Raw genomic sequence first — 17,277 nt, 5'->3', positions numbered from 1 at the left:
AGTTCGGCGTACAAGGTGAGCCAGCCCACAGGTTTGAGGCTGCGGTGCCCCGGAAACACTGTGGCTGCGGGGGGATCCCAGGAATGACGCGGATGTTGGTCCTGACCTCTGTTGGCTGAGCGCAGCCGAGCGCGGCGCGCAGTCGCCATGCAAGTGAGCAAGTAATGCAGGAGGAATCCATGTCGGACAAGAGTGGCCCGCAAGAGGGCGTCGAAGGCGTCGTCGAGGGCGTTAAGGGCAAGGCGAAGGAAGTCATCGGCGCAGTGACGGGCCGTGACGACGTGAAGCGTGAGGGCCAGGCCCAGCAGGACAAGGCCGACGCTCAGCGTGACGCGGCCAAGAAGGAAGCCGAAGCGGAAGCGGCTCGCGGTGGAGCCGAGGCCGCCGAGGAGCGCCAGAAGGCCAACCAGTAGCTTGACGCGAGAATGGGCCCAGGCCGGTAACGGGCTGGGCCCATTCGCTTGTCTACAAACTGTTTCCGCGCGGAAAGCTTGCCGAAAGCTTGCTGAAAGCGCGTGTTATTCCTGCGCCGCCAGCGCGGCGATCCTGGTCTGCTCGATGTTGGCCAGCAACTTCTCGGCATTCTCGAAAACCTGTGCGGCACCGGCGTCCTGCAACTCTGCGGCCGACACCCCACCGCTGAGCACACCGATACAGGACAGTTTCGCGCGCGCGCATGCTTCGGCGTCCCAGATCGCATCGCCGACGAACACGGCACGCTCGGCGGTGACCCCGGCTCGGTCCAGCGCGACTTCGATGATGTCGGGCTTGGGCTTAGCGGTGTCCACGTCTGCCGAGGAGGTGACCGCGGCGACCAGCTCGTCACAGTCCAGGACCTTGCGCAGCAGTTTCAGTTCGTCGTCCGGAGCCGAGGTCGCCAGAACGACTTTCAACCCCAGATCCGCCACCCGGCGCAGCAACGCGCGGGCTCCCGGCAGCGGATGTAGCAGCGACGCCACTTCCCGGTAGTACCGAGAATGCAACTCCTTCAACTGCTTCTGAGTGTCCTCCGGCGCATTGTCGGACAGCGACTTCACCAGCGTCGAACCGTCCATGCCGATGGACCGGTGAATACGCCAGGTCTCCACATCGATGCCGACTTCACCGAACGCCCGCTGCCAGGCGTCGATGTGCAGATAATTGGAGTCAACCAGGGTGCCGTCGATGTCGAACAACACCGCGGCATCGCGTCGATTGGCGGCCAACGTCAGAACAGAATCGCGATAGCAGCGAAGTCGGCGGCCAACAGGCCCAGCGCGACCACCGGAACAATCCAGCCTCTGCGCCGCAGCGCGGTGAAGAACGAGGCGATGATCGTCAGGCCGGCGATCACCGGGGCACCGTAGAAAAGCACACCGTAAAGAACGCCGCCCGGCCCCAGGTCGGGACATTGGGCGGTGCTGCACGCGGCCATACTCATGGCCGCGCCAACCGCGAAGATCATGATCAACGCCGCAGCCGGCACGGTCAGCGCCGCCAGTATCCAATTCAGCACGCCGCGGCGGCCACGCCCGTGAGCGGCCGTCGGCTCCGGTGTCGCTGGGTCTACCCGCGTGGTTTCCTCGCTGCGCACACTCATCGATTTCGACTACCCAGGCTGGTTGTCCCGAAACATAGCCGCCAGCCCGGTGCTTGCGGCGCGCAGGTCTTCGACGAAGGACGCGTATTTGTCTCGGCGCCGTTCGCTGCGATCACGTAGCAACGCCGATGGATGAATCGTCGCTGTCAGCATTGGTTCGGGCTCGACGTCGAGTAGTGGTCGAAGCCATTCCCCGCGATGGGCGGTAACGCGAAATGTATTGCCGAGCAACGACTGCGCTGCTGTCGCACCAAGGCACACCACAACCTGCGGTTTCACCGACTCGATTTCGGCGATCAGCCATGGTCGGCAGGCGACGACTTCGATGCGGCCCGGTTTCTCATGAATACGGCGCTGACCCACTCGTTTGAACTTGAAATGCTTGACGGCATTGGTCTGGTACGTGAGCGCGGGGTCGATCTCGGCGTCCTGAAGCGCCTGCGCCAGCAATCGGCCCGCCGGTCCGACGAAGGGAAGTCCTTGCTGGTCCTCATAATCGCCAGGCTGTTCGCCGACGAGCATCAGCGGCGCATCGGGTTTGCCGTGGCCGAAGACGGCCTGCGTAGCGTCTTCGAACAGGGCGCAGCCGCGGCAGTCAATCGCCGCGCGTCGCAGCGAGCTCAGCCGCCGATCAGCGGGTAGGAACTGCTGCGCACCGGGTTGCTCAGCTCCTTTGCGCACGGCGATTGTATTTCTTGATCGCTTCCACCAATTCGGATTTCGTCATCGTCGAGCGGCCACGAACCTGCAGCCGGCGCGCAATGTCCAGCAGGTGCTTCTTGCTGGCGTTGGCATCCACACCTTCCTGCGTCGGCAGCGGGTTGTTCAGGCCGCCACGTTCGGCGTGCTCATCAGACGGGCCCTTCTCGTCCTTGGCTTCCCAATGGTCGCCGACTTTCTCGAAACTGTGCTTGACGGCGGCATAGGCCACTCGGTGAGCGCGCTCCTCGCTGTCGTACTGCTCGGCAGCCGCATCGTGCGCCTTGGCGAACGTTCGCTGCGCTTTCGCACTCGACCGCCTAAGCGTGCTGGGCAATTCATCCTTCTTCGCGGCACCGCTCTTGCTGGTCTTCGGCACGACATCACCTCAGGATTCAGAAATTCGGGGATTCTCGGCCCATTGCTGCGCTATCGCATAGCCGAGCTGGAGAAAGTCTGCCCCGGTCAGCGCGGTGAACGTGCCGGCGACCACGCGGGTGAACCGAGGTGCAAACACCAGGCCGATCACGAACGCGGTTGCCACCCACATATCGAGACAGAAGGGACAGGTCATCAATTCACCCATGCTGTGCCGGAACTGGCTTTCGTTGCGCGTCTCCTCGTGCACCTCAGCCGGTCCGCCGGTACCCGCGTAACGCGTGAAGGGCGCACGCAAGGGGCTTGTCACAGCGTCCTTGGTCAGGGTTCGAGACAGCTTGTGGGTGCCGAACGTGACGGTGATCAGATCCTGCACGTTCCAATGCGCAGGCATCCGGCGCCCGGTGACCACAGCCACCAGCGTCGTCGCGGCTACCAGCGTGCTGTAGATCGACAACACGGCCAGATAGCCGCCGAGCGGGCGGGGATTGTCGCCGCGGTACTCTGCGGCCTCCTGCCGAGCGCGATCTGCCACACCGGCGCCGTTCTGCTCAGTGGCTAGTTCGGTCATGAAACTCCTTGCGGGCGTTAGGGGGCGCGCGCTACTGCTCATAGGGCGGGTAGCGCTGCGCCTGCAGTGTGCGGGCCAGATGTGCCGCGTTGCGAGCCGCGGCAGCTGTTGCCGAGGCGATTTGGTCGGGCACTTCGTCGAGGTCGTTGTAGTCGGTTGCCTCCATGGCGGGACCACTCCAATAGGTGCAGCCCTGCGCCGGAATGCTGAATCCGATGTCGTTGAGCGCCTGGAACAGATCGGCCACCACTTTGTGCGCCCCGTCCTCGTTGCCCACCACGCCGACGATGGCGACCTTTCCGACCATCGCCGGTGTGCCGTTGTCGTCGGTGTTGGACAGTTCGGCATCCAAGCGTTCCAGCACGCGCTGGGTAACGCTGGACGCATGTCCCAGCCAGATCGGCGTGCTGACGAGCAGGATGTCCGCGTCGAGTACCTTGCGCCGGATATCCGGCCACTGGTCTCCCGCGCCCATGTCGTCCTCGACACCCGGCGCGATGTTGTAGTCGACACACCGAATCAGTTCGCATCCGACATCGGACTTTTTCAATTCGCCGACAACATGTTCGGCGATCAGCTGGCTGCTCGAGGCGGCCGGACTGGGCTTGAGACTGCACACCAGGCCGACGGCACGCAAGGGCTGATCGCTCATGGCAAATCCATACCCGGCATATGGACCGATAAACCGGGTATGCCGCCCCGATGAACCAGTCAGAGGCCCCGTTGCTGGACGCACTGCGCGACTATCACCGCCGCGACCGTTACGGTTTCACACCGCCAGGCCACCGGAGCGCAGGCGGGCATGACACGTCCCGACCCCGCAGGTCCGACGGCCCAGCAGTTTCGCGTGGTCGCCTAGCCTTTGCGGGTCGGAGACTTCCGCGTCTTCGAATTCTCCTCCACAGCAGCGCTTTTTACGGCACCGCGCAACGTCCTGTTGGCAGATCGAAGGTCGCTGTTGGCGGCTGACAGTTCAGCATTGTCGTCCTCGAGGCTGAGGATGCGGGCGATACCGGCGAGATTGACACCGGCGTCGACCAATTCGCTGATGCGTCGTAAGCGGGCCAGGTCGTCGGCGCTGTAGCGGCGAGTTCCGCCATTGCTGCGGGCCGGAGTTATCAGTCCGTAGCGTTCGTAAAGCCGGAGTGACTGCACGGCGACGCCGGAGAGTTCAGCGGCAACCGAGATCCCGTACACGCCGTGATCGGACGCCGGCGTGCCCACGTCGGCTGAACGATCAGTCATCGGGGCATCTCCTCAGGTCTTGCTAGAAAACCTATCTACCATACTTGCGCTCAGCTGTCGATAGTGTTATAAGAAATCTATGTCATGAGACATAGAAAACCACAGCTCAGAGCAGGAGATTGGAGTACAGACGTGACTGCCATGCTGATGCGTACCGACCCGTTCCGTGAACTGGACCGATTCGCCCAGCAAGTGCTCGGGACAGCCGCACGTCCAGCGGTCATGCCGATGGACGCCTGGCGCGAAGGGGAAGAGTTTGTCGTCGAATTCGACCTGCCCGGTATCGAAGCCGATTCGCTGGACATCGACATCGAACGCAATGTGGTCACAGTGCGTGCCGAACGACCGGGGGTTGACCCCAACCGCGAGATGCTGGCCTCGGAAAGGCCTCGCGGAGTGTTCAGCCGCCAATTGGTCCTCGGGGAGAATCTCGACACCGATCGGATCGTCGCCTCGTACGACGAGGGCGTGCTGAGGTTGCGGGTACCGGTGGCCGAGAAGGCCAAGCCCCGCAAGATCTCCGTCGGCCGTAGCGAGAACCGCGAAGCCATCAACGCCTGATCGGCGGTGAATGGGCGGCGGCCGCGGCGGAGTTCACCTAATGCCCGGCCGCCCGCCCGCCACCGCGTTGCCTGACGGGAGCAGATCGCGGAAGATTGCCGCTGCGTGCAGCACGTCGTCCCGGCGTGGCCGGAATCCGATCAATCACTCCTGACGGCGCATACCCGGGTGACCGGACCCTGGCTTCTTCAGCTCGACGTACCTTCGGTGTCGTCGAAGAACGCCCACTCGCCATCGGCGTTGACCTCCATGCGCCAACCCAATTCGGAATTGTCGGCACGAGAGTCGACGAACCATGCGTGCGCGTCCTCGGCGCTTTCAATCTCTTTCGTGTCAACGACTTCGCCGCGTGGGTCGATCACTCTGTATTCAGCCATACGCCTTGGGTTTCCCCAGCGCCCGTTTTTCAACCGCGCTAAGCCCGCGCGACGATCACCGGCATCCGGGCAGAGTGCACGATTGCGTTGCTGACCGAGCCCAGGAGCATGCCGGATACCGCACCCCGGCCGTGGCTACCCACCACGACCAGCTGCGCCGACTCAGAGCGTGCGACGAGCTGTCGCGCTGGGCGATCACATACGACCACCCGGCATACCTTGACGTCGGGATAGGTTTCCTGCCAACCCGCCAGGCGCTCGGCGAGGGTGATTTCGGCTTCCGCCTTCACCTTGTCCCAGTCCAATCCGGGGAGCTCCACAACTTCGAGGTCGTTCCACGCGTGCAACGCGATCAGCTCGACACCTCGGCGGGAGGCCTCGTCGAATGCCACTGCGGTAGCGGCCTCCGACGCGGGTGATCCGTCGATGCCGAGCAGGACGGGCGCACGGAGCGGGTGCGGCATCAACGGATCTTCGTCGTGGATGATCGCGACCGGGCAGTGCGCGTGCCGCACCAAGCTGGCACTCACAGAACCGAGCAGCAACCGAGCCACCGCTCCCCTGCCGGCGGATCCGAGTACCAGAATGGCGGCTTCCTTTGACATTTCGGTCATCGCGGACACCGGGGTGGCGTGCACCAGCTCGGTATTGATCGTCAGTTTGCGGTCGGTCAGCGCCGCCTCTTCGGCGATTTTGACGGCCTCGGCGACGACCTTGCGCCCCTCGTCTTCCTGCCATACCGCCCATGTCTCGGGGTACGGCATCGGCGGCCATGTCGCTACGTCGGTGTTCACGACGTGGGCGACCGTCAACGGGAGGTGCTTCATTTCGGCGTCGCGAGCCGCCCACACGACGGCAGCGTTGGAGGCCGGCGAGCCGTCCACGCCGACGAGGATGCCCAGGCGCTTGTCGGCTCCTGTTGCTGCTGCGGTCATTTCGTTGTACCTCCGGTTAGGAGCAGTTGGCCGGCATTGCTGCGATCATCGGTGTGTCGACGCCGATTCGTCCGAGGGCACTGGCGCCGCCCGGCGTTCCCAGGGGGGCGTCCCGGCCCGGCAGAATCTGCTGGAAGAACGCGACGTTGTCGTCGAGGAACTGCAGCTCGTCGTCCGGGAGGTCGCCTTCCCAGTGAATGGCGTCGACGCGGCAGGCCGGTTTGCATGCGCCACAGTCAACGCACTCTTCGGGGTTGATGTACATCGTTCGGGCGCCTTCATATATGCAGTCAACGGGGCATTCCTGCACGCAGGACTTTTCAGCCACGTCCAAGCATTCCTTGCCGATCACATAGGTCATGCCTCCACGCTATAAAGCGTTCGCCGCCAAAGGCGTCGGTCGAAAGCCACTTGCGGCAGGGACCAAAGGCCCTTCTCGGCTACGAACGGGTAACGATCACCGGCACTTTGGCCGAGTGGACCACCGCGGAGCTCACCGAACCAAGCAGCATTCCCGGGAACCCGCCGCGCCCGCGGCTTCCGACGACCACCAGCTGCGCCCGCTCGGACGCGTCGAGCAGCCATTTAGCCGGCGTGTCGCATACCAGGGACCGCTGCACGTGGACGTCCGGGTATTGCTCCTGCCAACCGGCGAGGCGTTCAGCGAGCACCTCTTGTCCCTGATTTTCCCGGTCCTGCCAATCCATCCCGAGTACGGGGAACACGCCGACGTCACTCCACGCGTGCAAGGCAATCAAGTCAACACCGCGCCGAGATGCCTCGTCGAAGGCCAGGGCCGTCGCGGCTTCTGATGCCGGTGAACCGTCGATACCGACGACCACCGCGCCCTGCGGTTCCGGGACGGCGTCCTCGCCGGAGCGGATGACTGCCACCGGGCAATGGGCGTGCTGGACGAGCGCCGAACTGACCGAACCCAACAACAGGCGACCCAACGCACCGATCCCCTGGCTTCCGACGACCACCATCTGGGCCTGCCTGGAAGCTTCAATGAGTGCGGATACCGCATTGGCATAAACGATTTCGGCTTGGACGACAGGCGCCCCGTCGAGGCCCTCCGACGCTGTCCGGGCCGTCTCCCGGGCGTGCGCAACGACACTGTCCGCGATGTCACTCTGCCAGTCGGGCATCTCCTTATACAGCTGCCCGACCGGCCAACCGACGACGATCGGAGCGACTGCGTGAAACAGGGTGACCGGCACCCCGTGCAGCGCCGCCTCGCGGGTCGCCCAGTTTATGGCCGCGTCAGATTCCTCCGACCCGTCGACAGCCACCAGGATTCCGTATTTCGTTGTTTCCGCTGACATTCCATGCTCCTTGCCGTTGCAGCCCTCATCCTACGAGGCGTTGCGTCGTCGGTGTAGAGGTCTAAAGACTCTACGTTTCGGGGTGGGTGGCCGTGGCGCAGGGCCGCGCCGCGTCGCGGAGTACCTGAATATGATTGATCTGCAATCGTTTTCATAGACTCTGCTAAAACGGTGGCGGTTCTGTGGGCTTGGGTGGGCATTGCGCCTGCGGTACGGCCTCGGCAATGTGGGGGGCGGTTCCTGGCGTGCTGAGTTGCGCGAGGCTGTAGGCGCGTTCGCCGTTGATGCGAGCTTGGCGTTCCTGGGCGCGGGTGCGGGCGCGGGTGGGCATCATGAGGGTGCGAGGTTGATCTTGGGGTGGTGTGGTGTTGACGGGCAGCGGCGCGCTGGATCGGCACAGGGTGGGGTACAGGAGCCGGCTGCCGGGGCGAGTGGTGTAGGTGTGGCCGGTGGGTGCCGTCCAGATGATGGTGCCATCAGGTAGCTGGCGGTCGCGCCAGCCGCGGGGCCCGCCCCAGAATGTCTTGAGCAAGTGATGTTTTCGGCACAGGCAACGCAGATTGGCCCGGTGGGTCGGCCCGAATGGGTACGCGATGGCGTGATCGATGTCACAGACGTCCGCGGGGCAATCACAGCCGGGGAAGCGGCAGGTCATGTCGCGGGCGCGGACGAAGCGGGCCAACGCCGCGGTGGGCCGGTAACCCGGGGCGGGCTCCGGGCAGTAGTCGATCGGGGCGGTACGGGCACCCGCGGCGATCAGCGCACTCAGGTGAGCAGCGGGAATGGTCTGTCCGCCCAGGATCTGGGCGGCGGGCAGGCAGATCGCCGGCGGGTCCGGGTCAGGGATTGGGCGAAGCGGGTCGGCGGGGTCTACCCACGGGGGTTGCTCGCCGTCAAGGCACGGATCCGTCGGGCCGGTGACGGTGGCGGATTCGGCGATCACGTGGATCACCACCGCATTGGCACGCGAATCAGGGATCCGCGCGGGGCAGTCGGATTGCGGGCATTGGCAAGCCAGTTGCGTGCCGCCGGCGGCCAGGGCGCCCAGGGCGTCGGCGCGGCGCTGTGCCACCGTCCGCGGATCGGCGTCGCACACCTGCCGGGCCATGTCGGACAGCCGGCGATCGAGCACCGCAGCGTCGGTGCCCAGCAGGGTGCCCCACAGCTGGGCGGTGCCCGAGCCGTCATCGGCGGACGTGATGACGACCTCACGAGAGCGCGCGCTGATGCGGGCGCGCCGGACGGCGGCGGGGTCGTAACGCTCGATGAGGACGTCGATAGCGCGAGCGGTTTTGGGCTGCGACATCGGCCCGTAGCGCAAGGCATCGTTGGCCAGCGCAGCATCGATCACCCGCTGTATAGCGGGGTCGGTGATCAACTCGGTGTGCCAGATGATCGTGGTGACCACCCGCAGACTCAGCCGGCCTTGGGCGAACAGAGCCGCGACCGCGGGCAGACGCTGACGCAGGGCCAGTGCCTGATACATCTGATGCGACGCCAGGTTGTGGCTGATGTTCAGGGCCGCTCCGACCTGTGCGGCTATGGCGTCCCAGTTGTCACACGACCAACGCCCGCTATCGGTGGCCCCCACCGCGTGACGGGCAACCAGCTCGGCGATCGCGGCGAAGCGGCGCGCAGCCGCCACGGCCTCATCGCGGGTGGCCGAAGCCATGACCGCCACCACCGCGGCGTCGTCAACCCCCGCCAGATCATCGAACATACTTTCGAATTTTAGTCCGCGGTGCCGACACTCGCCGCAACGGAAAACCCAGCTGTGGACAAATCGTCAACTGTGGATAACGGCAGCGTTCCCGCAGCCAAAGGTCCGCGTATGTGCGAGCCGATCACGCTGTACTACTTTGACTCGCAGGCGATCCCGTCGTTGTCGCGGTCCAGCCACGATCCGTACGCCGGCCACACTTTCGGCTCACACACCGCCGTCGCGAAATGCACCGATCGCGTTGAGCACCCCGGAAATCTGTCCATCACTGAGCTTTTCGCCGTCGAAGACATGATTCAGCAGGACCTTCAGGTCAAGCATCTGTTGCAGATACACCAGGCATGGCGGGCAGTCTTCGAGGTGCTTGGCCACGATGGCGCCCCACTGTCCGGGGTCGGACTCCACCAGATCGTCGACAAGCCGGACGAACTCGACACAGTCGATCGCGGGAACAGTGTTGTCGTGGACGGTCATCGTTGATACCGCTTTTCCAATTGATTGCGAAGATTTCCCCGGGCTCGGTACAGCAATGCGCGCTGCGCATCCGGGGAGAGTTCCAGGACCTGCGACGCCTCTTCGGACGACATGCCGATGAGATCTCGCAACATGATCAGCTGCCGTTGCCGCGCTGGCAGCGAATCCAGCGCAGCGCGCACATATCCCACCAATTCGCTTGCGACAGTGTGGTCTTCCGGGAGAAACCGTTGCGACGGTGGCGCGCTCCAGTGCCCGGCGTCGGGGTGACCGGGCGGGTGCATCCGTCCTGCCAACGGGTCGGTGTCTGCGGTCGCCAGAACTTCGTGCTCGCGGATCCGGGACTCGCGGCTCCGATGACGCGACGCAGTGTTCTTGACGATGCCGAACAGCCAGGTGGCCACCGACGAGCGGCCCTCGAATGCGTCGGAGGATCTGAGCACCTGAACCCACGCCTCCTGCACCGCCTCCTCGGCCATTGCGGGTGAACTCACCATGGTGCGCGCGAAATTCACCATCGGGCGGTGGTAGTCGCGGACCAACGCGGCCAGCGGAACCCCACCGACCCGATGCTCGGATTCCGCACCCTCGAAAGACGCCAACGGCGTCAAGGGCATCCGCCCAGTTCCCAACGCAATTGGGCTTCCGACGGCGACTGCACCGGGATGAACGCCGCCTCCCGGTACCGGCGGCTGGCGGGCGTCCGGCTTGCATATCCCTTGCCGCCGGCGGTGCGAACCTCCAATGCGGCACTGGCACTGGCGATCTCGGCCGCGGTGAGCCGCAGCGACAGCAGTTCCTTCTTGCTCGGCGGTTGCGATCCCCCGACCGCCCCGGCCAACCTGGCCACCGCCGTCCGAGCCCAGACCAGCCTCTCCGCGATCTCGTCCACTTCGGCAGCGAAAACGGCGTTCACACCGGTCAATCCGTCCTTGGCGTGTCGCAATGTCGTTTCGGCCAGGCCGACGCACATCGCGGACTGCAGGACGAGGAACGTGGGACGCACGGCTCCGAGAAACGATTCGAAGTCGGTGGACAGCACCTGCGTGTCCGGGACGAAAACGTCGTCCAGGTTCAGATACGACGAGGCGGTGCTGTCCATCGCCAGCAGCTTGAAGTGATCACCCACGGTGACTCCGGGGCTACTCAGGGGCAACGCGACGATCACCTTCGCTCCGTCGTCGGCCGCGGCGGCGGTGACCAGCAAGGAGTCCTCGTACAGGTTAGAGGCCCACCGGATCGGGCCGCTGATGCGGTAACCACCCTCGACCACGGTCGCCGCCAATTCCAGCTGACCGCAACCCGCCAGCGTCTTGAAGGCGGCCGCCATACCGGTCACCCCCAACGATGTTCCGGCCGCCAACGACTCGGCGGCCGCGAGGCTGAAAGGCGTTGCAGCAGTGAGGAGATACTCCACCGCCATCCGGTTCGCCCAGACCGAAAACCCGGTGCTCATACACTCCCCGGAAATCAGTCTGATCACGTCGGTCATCTCGGAGAGCCTGCCATCGGCGTTGCCGGGCGCGCCGATGTCGAGCAGTCCGGCCGCACCCAGGCCGGCGAAACTGCGGCGGGCCGTGGCCTCGCCGCGGTCCAGTGCGCCGGCGTGGTCGCGGATGTCTGTTATCAGCTCGGAATCGAGCAGGCCGATCACGGCATCGGTCGTCGTGGTCATAATGCCTGCCTAGCCGATGGAAAGGGCGGAGTCGACGGTTACAGGACGCGTGAATGTATTGACCACGGGTGACCATGCGACGGCGTTGTCATGGATCTCCTTGAGGGTCGCGTCATCGGCGTCACCGGCCAGCGTGACGTTGCAGCGCACGGCGGTGAAGCCGAGGACCTTGCCGTCGGGGGTGTCACCGACGCCCCAGACCGCGGAGATGTCGATGTCGCCTTCCATCTCCACCTCGATCTTGGTCAGGGTCACGCCGCGGTGGGTGGCGTTGGCCAGCAACCCGACCGAGATGCACGATCCGAGCGCTGCCAGGCAGGTCTCGGAAGGGTTGGGCGCCGAGTCGTCACCCAGCAGCGCCGGCGGTTCGCCGACCAGCATCGGCGCCAGGTCGCGCACATAGGTCATGTTGCGGAAGCCGGACTCGCATACGGTTTTGGCCTTGAGAGTCTTCTTGCCGGTCGCGGGGTCGGCTTTGGCGTTACACGAGAGCCGGTCCAGACCCTGAGCATCGATGACGAGCGCGTCGGTCATGCACTTCTCCATTCCTCATCAGAGATTCGGTCACGGAGTTAGTGCCGGGCACGCCCGAAAACGTGACGGTGACGTCAGTCACATGGTTGCGTCACGAAATCGATCAGTTCCTCCACCCTTCCGATCAGCGCGGGCTCGAGGTCATTCCAATCGCGGACCTGTCCGCGGATGCGCCGCCAGGCCGCGGCGATGTCGGTCTGGTCGGCGTGTGGCCAGCCGAGTGCCTGGCAGATGCCGTGCTTCCATTCGATGTGCCGGGGGACTGTCGGCCAGGCTTTCAGGCCGAGACGCTGCGGCTTGACGGCCTGCCAGATATCGACGTAAGGATGCCCGACCACCAGGGTGTCCGCTCCCCCGGGACCCCTGCGCACCGCGTCGGCAATGCGCGACTCTTTCGATCCGGGAACCAGGTGGTCGACCAGCACGCCCAGCCGACATCCTGGCCCCGGCTGAAATTCCCTGACAATCCCCACCAGATCGTCGACACCGCCCAGGTGCTCGACCACGACACCCTCGATCTTCAAGTCCTCGCCCCAGACTTGGGCGATCAGCTCTGCGTCATGACGGCCTTCCACATAGATCCGTCCGGCACGGGCCACCCGGGCCCGGGCGCCCTTGACGGCAACCGATCCGGACGCCGTGCGCGCCGGAGTCGCGGGGGCCGATCGGCGCGGCGGAGTGAGGATCACCGGTTGACCGTCGATCAGATAGCCGGGACCCAACGGGAAGGGACGGGTCTTCCCGTGCCGGTCTTCAAGCTCGACGCGCCCGTACTCGACTCGTACCACCGCGCCCACGTAGCCCGTCTGCGCGTCCTCGACAACCATCCCCAGTTCGACCGGGTGCTCTACCGAACGCGGCTTACGCCGCCCACCGCCCGCCAGCACATCGGTTCCATAGCGATCAACCACCCGGCCATACTAGGGAGCGGGCGGCCGGATCACCGGCGCGGCGCGCCGCGGACATGCGCGAAATTGCTTGTCCATCACGATATTCGGCGTCCATCAGTAGCGAAAAAATGCAGGTGCCCAGGCTGCGGATGCAGGTGCACACGGCTGCCTTTGCCGGGCGGGTCGTGGCCGTCGGTACGGGCGATGATCGGCTTGCTGATCACCGTGTCCGCCCCGGTGACCCGGCCGTAGAGGTAGGCGTCGGCACCGAGTTCTTCGACGACGTCCACCTCCATCTCCACGCCGACACTGCCCACTTCGAAATGCTCGGGACGGACCCCGACGACGAGTTCGGCGGCGGTGCCGGCGATCTGCCGTGGCACCGGAATATTCCAATCCCCCAGCGAGACAGCGGAGTCGACGACCGGCAGGGTGAACAGGTTCATGGCGGGCGACCCGATGAATCCCGCGACGAACACGTTGCCCGGGTTGCGGTAGAGCTCCCTTGGCGTCGCACACTGTTGCAGCAGCCCGTCGCGCAGCACCGCGACCCGGTCGCCCATGGTCATCGCCTCGACCTGGTCGTGCGTGACGTACACCGTGGTGGTGCCGAGTTGGCGCTGCAGTGCCGCGATCTGGTTGCGGGTCTGCACGCGCAGCTTGGCGTCCAGGTTCGACAGAGGCTCGTCCATCAGAAAAACCTGCGGGCGACGCACGATCGCCCGTCCCATCGCCACCCGCTGCCGTTGCCCACCGGAGAGATCTTTGGGCTTGCGTTCCAGATACTGCTCCAGATCGAGCATGCGCGCCGCCGCCAACACCCGTTCGCGGATCTCGGCTTTCGGCGTCTTGGCGACTTTGAGTGCAAAGCCCATGTTCTGCGCCACCGTCATGTGCGGATAGAGGGCGTAGTTCTGGAAGACCATCGCGACGTCGCGATCCTTGGGATCGAGGTTGGTGACGTCGCGGTCACCGATCCGGATGCGTCCGGAATCCAGGGTTTCCAAGCCCGCCAACATCCGCAGCGACGTCGTCTTGCCGCATCCGGACGGTCCTACCAACACCATGAACTCGCCGTCGCCGACCACCAGATCCAGGCTGTCCAGGGCGGCCCGGTCGCTGCCCGGATAGCGCCGGGTCGCCTGCTCGAAACTCACCGAAGCCATCGACTAGCCACCCATCCCCGTGACGGCTATGCCGCGAACGAACGAACGCTGGGCGAAGGCGTAGATGAGGACCAGGGGCAGCAGGATCAGAATCGAGGTCGCCATCAGCACGGGCCAGCGGGCGACGTACTCGCCGCGCAGCCGCACCAGCCCGAGGGTCAGGGTGGCCAGGCTGTTGCGCTGGATCATCAGCAGCGGCCACAGGAAGTCGTTCCACACACTGACCCATGTCAGCACCGCAAGGACCATCACCGCCGGTCTGGCGTGCGGCAGCAGAATTCGCCAGTAGATCTGCCACGGCGAGCATCCGTCGAGAATCGCCGCCTCCTCGAGATCGGTCGGCAGGGTGCGGAAGAACTGCCGCATCAGGTAAGTGCCGAACGCGCTGCCGAACAAACCGGGCACGATCATAGCCCAGGGTGTGTCGACCCATCCCACGGTCCGCATCACGATGAACTGCGGGATGACCGTCACGGTCAACGGCACCATCAGGGTGCCCAGATACAACAGGAACAGGGTGTCGCGGCCACGAAAATCCAACCGCGCGAACGCATATCCTGCCAATGAGCAGAACATCACCTGACCGGCCGTGACGCATCCGGCATACAACACGGTGTTGAAGAACATCCGCCAGAACGGCATCAGATCGAACACCATGGTGTAGTTGGACCAGCGCGGGCTGGACGGCAACAGCTTCGCTTCGCTGATCTCGCCCTCCTTCTTCAGCGATCCGGAGATGGCCCAGAGGATGGGAAACAGCGCGCACCACGCGACAAAGATCAGCGCCGCGTACGACCCGGCGGCTCGCAGCACGGCGCGCTTACCCGAGACCACGGGACGACTCCCAGGTGCGCCGGCGGGTGATGCGCAGTTGCAGCACCGTCAGCACCAGCAGGATGGCGAACATCACCCAGGCCAGCGCCGAGGCGTATCCGAACTCCAGGAACGAGAACGCGTGCTGGAACAGCATGATGCCCAGCACGTAGGTACCGGTCTCGGGTCCGCCGTTGGCGCCGGTCAGGACGTAGACGAGGTCGAAGGACTGGAAGGCGTGGATGATCGAGATGACCACGACGAACGACATCGCACTTCGGATCAGTGGCACGGTGATGGACACGAACTGCCGGATCTCGCCCGCGCCGTCGATCCTGGCCGCCTCGTACACCGTTTCCGGGATGCCCTGCATCGCTGCCAGCAAGATCACGGTGGCGAACGGGACGCTGCGCCAGACGCTCACCATGCACAACGACACCATGGCCCAATGGGGTTCGACCAGCCACGGTATCGGACCGATTCCCACCCAGCCGAGCATGATGTTCAGCAACCCGTTGTCGGTGTTGAACACGAATTGCCAGACGACGGCCATCACGACCGAGGAAATCGCCAGCGGCAGGAAGACGATGGTGCGGAAGACGCCGATTCCCTTCACTTTCCGGTTCAGCACGCCGGCGACGACAAGGCTGATCAGCACGGTGGGCAGCACCGTTCCCACGGTGTAGACCACCGTGTTGCGCATCGCGATCAAGAACAGCGGGTCCGAGGTGAACAACTGCGTGAAGTTGGCCAGGCCGACGAACTTGGCCGGGGTGAACATGTCCCATTTCTGCACACTCATATACAGCGAGAAGCCCAGCGGGAACAGCATGAAGAGCAGCACCGCGGCGAGGTTGGGTGCAACGAAAAGCCTTCCAGCCCAGGCGCGTCGGCGCCACGGGAGGGTCTTTGCGGGAGTGGGCGTGTCGGTCGCGGTCACGGGTTTCGCAGCACCTCGTCGACCGAATGTGACAGCCCGGACAGCGACGTTGCCGGGCGCGCCCCCCGCAGCACCGGCCCGAAATTGCGGTCCATCAGGGCGACGACCTTCTCCCAGGCCGGCGTGATCGGCAGCCCTTCGGACACCAGCGGACCGTCGGTGAGCACCTCGAGGTTGCCGACGCGCCGGTGTGCGTCGGCGAATCCCGGCGAGTTGATCGCGGATCGCAGCACCGGCACGAACAAGCGGGACTCACCGATCAGGGCCTGACCGACGGGCCCGCAGGCGAATTTGACGAACTCCCACGCCTGCTCCTTGCGCTTGCTGGTCGCCGCGATGGCAAGGCCGGTGACTCCGATGTTGGAGCAGGCGCTGTGCCCGCGCGGACCCAGTGGCAGCGGTGCGACGTCGAAATCCAGACCGTCGGCCCGGTCGAAGGTTTGGTAGCGCCAGTGCCCGCCCAGCGCCATGGCTGCCCTGTTGACCGAGAAGAGGTCGGCGTTGGACATGGATTGCTGATCGGAAGCGCCGGGTGAGACCTTGTGCCTGTTGATCAGGTCGGCGTAGAACTGCACCGCCTCGACGAAGGCGTCGTCGTCGAAGTTCAGGTGGGTCGGGTTGGTCCGCGGCGACGACCAGCGGACCCCGTTGTTCATCGCAAACAGGCCGGCCGAATAGAACGAGACCCAGGCGTTGACGAATCCCCACTGCGTCACCCGCCCCGACGCCTCCCGCTTGGTGAGAGCCGCTGCCGCATCGAGGAATTCGGTGAAACTCCAGCTCTGCTGCCAGGTCCCGGGCGGCGGCCGAACCCCGGCGGCGTCGAACAGGGCCTTGTTGTAGAACAGGTAATTTCCCGACCACTGCTCCGGGAAGGCGTACTGGCCGCCGACCGGACCGGCCGGGTAGGTGAACGTCCGGTAGAGCGCGTCGATGCTGTCCGCCTTCAGTTGCGCGGCAAAGTCCGCGTCGCGGGCGAGCAGGGAGTTGAGGTCGAGCAGCACACCGCGGTCGGCGAGTTCGGCATAGGTGAGTTCCCACGTCATCAGCACATCCGGGCACTTCCCGCCGGCGCAGAATGTGGACAGTTGCTGCATTACGCCGGGCCCGGACAGCAACGCCCGCACCTTGATGTCAGGGTGCCGGCGCTGAAATTCGTTGACCACTCTCATCCGCGGCCGGATCTCGTCGGGGTTGGCGGCGAAGAAGAAGGTCAGTGCGTCGTCGTCCGAAGCGCAACCCGCGGCCCACGGTGCCAGCGCGAGCGCCCCTGCGCCCTGTAGCAGGCTGCGCCGTCCAAACGGCTTGTCGATCATGGTGCTCCCGGAACCGGCCCGTTGCCGCCCTTAGCGGTGTCTGATGTTCTTCATAGCGGACAGTCCTGTGCTCCGCCTG

General features: G+C 64.9%; 24 protein-coding genes and 1 pseudogene. 3 read left to right on the top strand and 22 right to left on the bottom strand.

Annotated features, from left to right (window positions below; genetic code table 11):
• Positions 1-179: 179 nt before the first annotated feature.
• Positions 180-413, top strand: coding sequence for a CsbD family protein (locus QXK92_RS02990; RefSeq protein WP_306240183.1), 234 nt, complete (start codon positions 180-182; stop codon positions 411-413).
• 105 nt (positions 414-518) lie between these two features.
• Here QXK92_RS02990 and QXK92_RS02985 read toward each other — a convergent pair whose 3' ends face one another.
• From QXK92_RS02985 to QXK92_RS02960, 6 genes are read right to left on the bottom strand one after another with little or no spacing between them, the layout of a single operon-like run.
• Positions 519-1,211, bottom strand: a complete 693-nt coding sequence (locus QXK92_RS02985; protein WP_371934531.1) for an HAD family hydrolase — start codon at positions 1,209-1,211, stop codon at positions 519-521.
• A complete protein-coding gene (locus QXK92_RS02980) occupies positions 1,208-1,579 on the bottom strand; it encodes a hypothetical protein (protein ID WP_306240181.1) in 372 nt (123 codons plus the stop codon). The genes QXK92_RS02985 and QXK92_RS02980 overlap by 4 nt, the downstream gene beginning before the upstream one ends.
• Before the next feature lie 9 nt (positions 1,580-1,588).
• Complete coding sequence (locus QXK92_RS02975; RefSeq protein WP_306240180.1) at positions 1,589-2,260, bottom strand: UdgX family uracil-DNA binding protein; 672 nt, start codon at positions 2,258-2,260, stop codon at positions 1,589-1,591.
• On the bottom strand, positions 2,244-2,657 hold the full coding sequence (locus QXK92_RS02970; RefSeq protein ID WP_306240179.1) for a ChaB family protein: 414 nt from the start codon (positions 2,655-2,657) through the stop codon (positions 2,244-2,246). Before QXK92_RS02970 ends, QXK92_RS02975 begins: the two co-directional genes overlap by 17 nt.
• A gap of 9 nt (positions 2,658-2,666) precedes the next feature.
• Entirely contained in the window at positions 2,667-3,227 is a 561-nt protein-coding gene (locus QXK92_RS02965) for a DUF1360 domain-containing protein (protein ID WP_306240178.1), read from the bottom strand.
• A 31-nt stretch (positions 3,228-3,258) separates the two neighbouring features.
• Positions 3,259-3,879, bottom strand: a complete 621-nt coding sequence (locus QXK92_RS02960; RefSeq protein ID WP_306240177.1) for a flavodoxin family protein — start codon at positions 3,877-3,879, stop codon at positions 3,259-3,261.
• Between the two features lie 50 nt (positions 3,880-3,929).
• On the opposite strand from QXK92_RS02960, the pseudogene QXK92_RS02955 reads away from it, so the two are divergent.
• A pseudogene (locus QXK92_RS02955) lies at positions 3,930-4,034 on the top strand (amino acid decarboxylase); the annotation flags it as partial.
• A 48-nt stretch (positions 4,035-4,082) separates the two neighbouring features.
• Here the strand turns inward: QXK92_RS02955 and QXK92_RS02950 are convergent.
• Complete coding sequence (locus tag QXK92_RS02950) at positions 4,083-4,472, bottom strand: helix-turn-helix transcriptional regulator (RefSeq protein WP_306240175.1); 390 nt, start codon at positions 4,470-4,472, stop codon at positions 4,083-4,085.
• 141 nt (positions 4,473-4,613) lie between these two features.
• Between QXK92_RS02950 and QXK92_RS02945 the strand changes: the two genes are divergently transcribed.
• Positions 4,614-5,033 carry an Hsp20/alpha crystallin family protein gene (locus QXK92_RS02945; protein WP_306244155.1) on the top strand — a complete coding sequence of 140 codons (420 nt, stop codon included), beginning with the start codon at positions 4,614-4,616 and terminating at the stop codon, positions 5,031-5,033.
• Between the two features lie 188 nt (positions 5,034-5,221).
• On the opposite strand, the gene QXK92_RS02940 is transcribed toward QXK92_RS02945, so the two are convergent.
• The 15 genes from QXK92_RS02940 to QXK92_RS02875 form a co-directional block, all read right to left on the bottom strand.
• Complete coding sequence (locus QXK92_RS02940) at positions 5,222-5,410, bottom strand: hypothetical protein (protein ID WP_306240173.1); 189 nt, start codon at positions 5,408-5,410, stop codon at positions 5,222-5,224.
• Between the two features lie 38 nt (positions 5,411-5,448).
• Positions 5,449-6,345: a universal stress protein gene (locus QXK92_RS02935; protein WP_306240171.1), complete on the bottom strand. Its 897-nt coding sequence runs from the start codon at positions 6,343-6,345 to the stop codon at positions 5,449-5,451.
• A gap of 16 nt (positions 6,346-6,361) precedes the next feature.
• Positions 6,362-6,706: a ferredoxin gene (gene fdxA, locus QXK92_RS02930; RefSeq protein WP_306240170.1), complete on the bottom strand. Its 345-nt coding sequence runs from the start codon at positions 6,704-6,706 to the stop codon at positions 6,362-6,364.
• Positions 6,707-6,785: 79 nt separating this feature from the next.
• Positions 6,786-7,670, bottom strand: coding sequence for a universal stress protein (locus QXK92_RS02925; protein WP_306240169.1), 885 nt, complete (start codon positions 7,668-7,670; stop codon positions 6,786-6,788).
• Between the two features lie 163 nt (positions 7,671-7,833).
• The gene (locus QXK92_RS02920; RefSeq protein WP_306240168.1) at positions 7,834-9,390 is read right to left on the bottom strand and encodes an HNH endonuclease signature motif containing protein; all 1,557 of its coding nucleotides are present in this window, start codon (positions 9,388-9,390) and stop codon (positions 7,834-7,836) included.
• A 134-nt stretch (positions 9,391-9,524) separates the two neighbouring features.
• Positions 9,525-9,656 carry an excalibur calcium-binding domain-containing protein gene (locus QXK92_RS34030; RefSeq protein ID WP_371934487.1) on the bottom strand — a complete coding sequence of 44 codons (132 nt, stop codon included), beginning with the start codon at positions 9,654-9,656 and terminating at the stop codon, positions 9,525-9,527.
• Positions 9,598-9,864, bottom strand: coding sequence for a hypothetical protein (locus QXK92_RS02915; protein WP_306240166.1), 267 nt, complete (start codon positions 9,862-9,864; stop codon positions 9,598-9,600). Before QXK92_RS02915 ends, QXK92_RS34030 begins: the two co-directional genes overlap by 59 nt.
• Positions 9,861-10,481, bottom strand: coding sequence for an RNA polymerase sigma factor (locus QXK92_RS02910; RefSeq protein WP_306240165.1), 621 nt, complete (start codon positions 10,479-10,481; stop codon positions 9,861-9,863). The genes QXK92_RS02915 and QXK92_RS02910 overlap by 4 nt, the downstream gene beginning before the upstream one ends.
• Positions 10,472-11,539, bottom strand: coding sequence for an acyl-CoA dehydrogenase family protein (locus QXK92_RS02905; RefSeq protein ID WP_306240164.1), 1,068 nt, complete (start codon positions 11,537-11,539; stop codon positions 10,472-10,474). The genes QXK92_RS02910 and QXK92_RS02905 overlap by 10 nt, the downstream gene beginning before the upstream one ends.
• Positions 11,540-11,548: 9 nt before the next feature.
• On the bottom strand, positions 11,549-12,073 hold the full coding sequence (locus QXK92_RS02900) for an OsmC family protein (protein ID WP_306240163.1): 525 nt from the start codon (positions 12,071-12,073) through the stop codon (positions 11,549-11,551).
• Positions 12,074-12,147: 74 nt separating this feature from the next.
• Positions 12,148-12,984, bottom strand: coding sequence for a DUF3097 domain-containing protein (locus tag QXK92_RS02895; RefSeq protein WP_306240162.1), 837 nt, complete (start codon positions 12,982-12,984; stop codon positions 12,148-12,150).
• Positions 12,985-13,058: 74 nt separating this feature from the next.
• Complete coding sequence (locus tag QXK92_RS02890; RefSeq protein ID WP_306240161.1) at positions 13,059-14,129, bottom strand: ABC transporter ATP-binding protein; 1,071 nt, start codon at positions 14,127-14,129, stop codon at positions 13,059-13,061.
• Between the two features lie 3 nt (positions 14,130-14,132).
• Positions 14,133-14,963 carry a carbohydrate ABC transporter permease gene (locus tag QXK92_RS02885; RefSeq protein WP_306240160.1) on the bottom strand — a complete coding sequence of 277 codons (831 nt, stop codon included), beginning with the start codon at positions 14,961-14,963 and terminating at the stop codon, positions 14,133-14,135.
• Positions 14,950-15,882: a carbohydrate ABC transporter permease gene (locus tag QXK92_RS02880; protein WP_306240159.1), complete on the bottom strand. Its 933-nt coding sequence runs from the start codon at positions 15,880-15,882 to the stop codon at positions 14,950-14,952. Before QXK92_RS02880 ends, QXK92_RS02885 begins: the two co-directional genes overlap by 14 nt.
• The gene (locus QXK92_RS02875) at positions 15,879-17,198 is read right to left on the bottom strand and encodes a sugar ABC transporter substrate-binding protein (RefSeq protein WP_306240158.1); all 1,320 of its coding nucleotides are present in this window, start codon (positions 17,196-17,198) and stop codon (positions 15,879-15,881) included. The genes QXK92_RS02880 and QXK92_RS02875 overlap by 4 nt, the downstream gene beginning before the upstream one ends.
• Positions 17,199-17,277: the final 79 nt, after the last annotated feature.

Source organism: Mycobacterium sp. TY815, assembly GCF_030755135.1.
GTDB lineage: Bacteria > Actinomycetota > Actinomycetes > Mycobacteriales > Mycobacteriaceae > Mycobacterium.
This window is presented reverse-complemented; position numbering and strand designations above follow the sequence as displayed.

Coding starts and splice junctions, on each gene's coding strand:
- QXK92_RS02875 (WP_306240158.1), bottom strand. CDS start 17,198: ATGATCGACAAGCCGTTTGGACGGCGCAGCCTGCTACAGGGCGCAGGG.
- QXK92_RS02980 (WP_306240181.1), bottom strand. CDS start 1,579: ATGAGTGTGCGCAGCGAGGAAACCACGCGGGTAGACCCAGCGACACCG.
- QXK92_RS02910 (WP_306240165.1), bottom strand. CDS start 10,481: ATGCCCTTGACGCCGTTGGCGTCTTTCGAGGGTGCGGAATCCGAGCAT.
- fdxA (WP_306240170.1), bottom strand. CDS start 6,706: ATGACCTATGTGATCGGCAAGGAATGCTTGGACGTGGCTGAAAAGTCC.
- QXK92_RS02935 (WP_306240171.1), bottom strand. CDS start 6,345: ATGACCGCAGCAGCAACAGGAGCCGACAAGCGCCTGGGCATCCTCGTC.
- QXK92_RS02905 (WP_306240164.1), bottom strand. CDS start 11,539: ATGACCACGACGACCGATGCCGTGATCGGCCTGCTCGATTCCGAGCTG.
- QXK92_RS02950 (WP_306240175.1), bottom strand. CDS start 4,472: ATGACTGATCGTTCAGCCGACGTGGGCACGCCGGCGTCCGATCACGGC.
- QXK92_RS02900 (WP_306240163.1), bottom strand. CDS start 12,073: ATGACCGACGCGCTCGTCATCGATGCTCAGGGTCTGGACCGGCTCTCG.
- QXK92_RS02965 (WP_306240178.1), bottom strand. CDS start 3,227: ATGACCGAACTAGCCACTGAGCAGAACGGCGCCGGTGTGGCAGATCGC.
- QXK92_RS02925 (WP_306240169.1), bottom strand. CDS start 7,670: ATGTCAGCGGAAACAACGAAATACGGAATCCTGGTGGCTGTCGACGGG.
- QXK92_RS02915 (WP_306240166.1), bottom strand. CDS start 9,864: ATGACCGTCCACGACAACACTGTTCCCGCGATCGACTGTGTCGAGTTC.
- QXK92_RS02990 (WP_306240183.1), top strand. CDS start 180: ATGTCGGACAAGAGTGGCCCGCAAGAGGGCGTCGAAGGCGTCGTCGAG.
- QXK92_RS02945 (WP_306244155.1), top strand. CDS start 4,614: ATGCTGATGCGTACCGACCCGTTCCGTGAACTGGACCGATTCGCCCAG.
- QXK92_RS02960 (WP_306240177.1), bottom strand. CDS start 3,879: ATGAGCGATCAGCCCTTGCGTGCCGTCGGCCTGGTGTGCAGTCTCAAG.
- QXK92_RS02890 (WP_306240161.1), bottom strand. CDS start 14,129: ATGGCTTCGGTGAGTTTCGAGCAGGCGACCCGGCGCTATCCGGGCAGC.
- QXK92_RS34030 (WP_371934487.1), bottom strand. CDS start 9,656: ATGGACAGATTTCCGGGGTGCTCAACGCGATCGGTGCATTTCGCGACG.
- QXK92_RS02940 (WP_306240173.1), bottom strand. CDS start 5,410: ATGGCTGAATACAGAGTGATCGACCCACGCGGCGAAGTCGTTGACACG.
- QXK92_RS02920 (WP_306240168.1), bottom strand. CDS start 9,390: ATGTTCGATGATCTGGCGGGGGTTGACGACGCCGCGGTGGTGGCGGTC.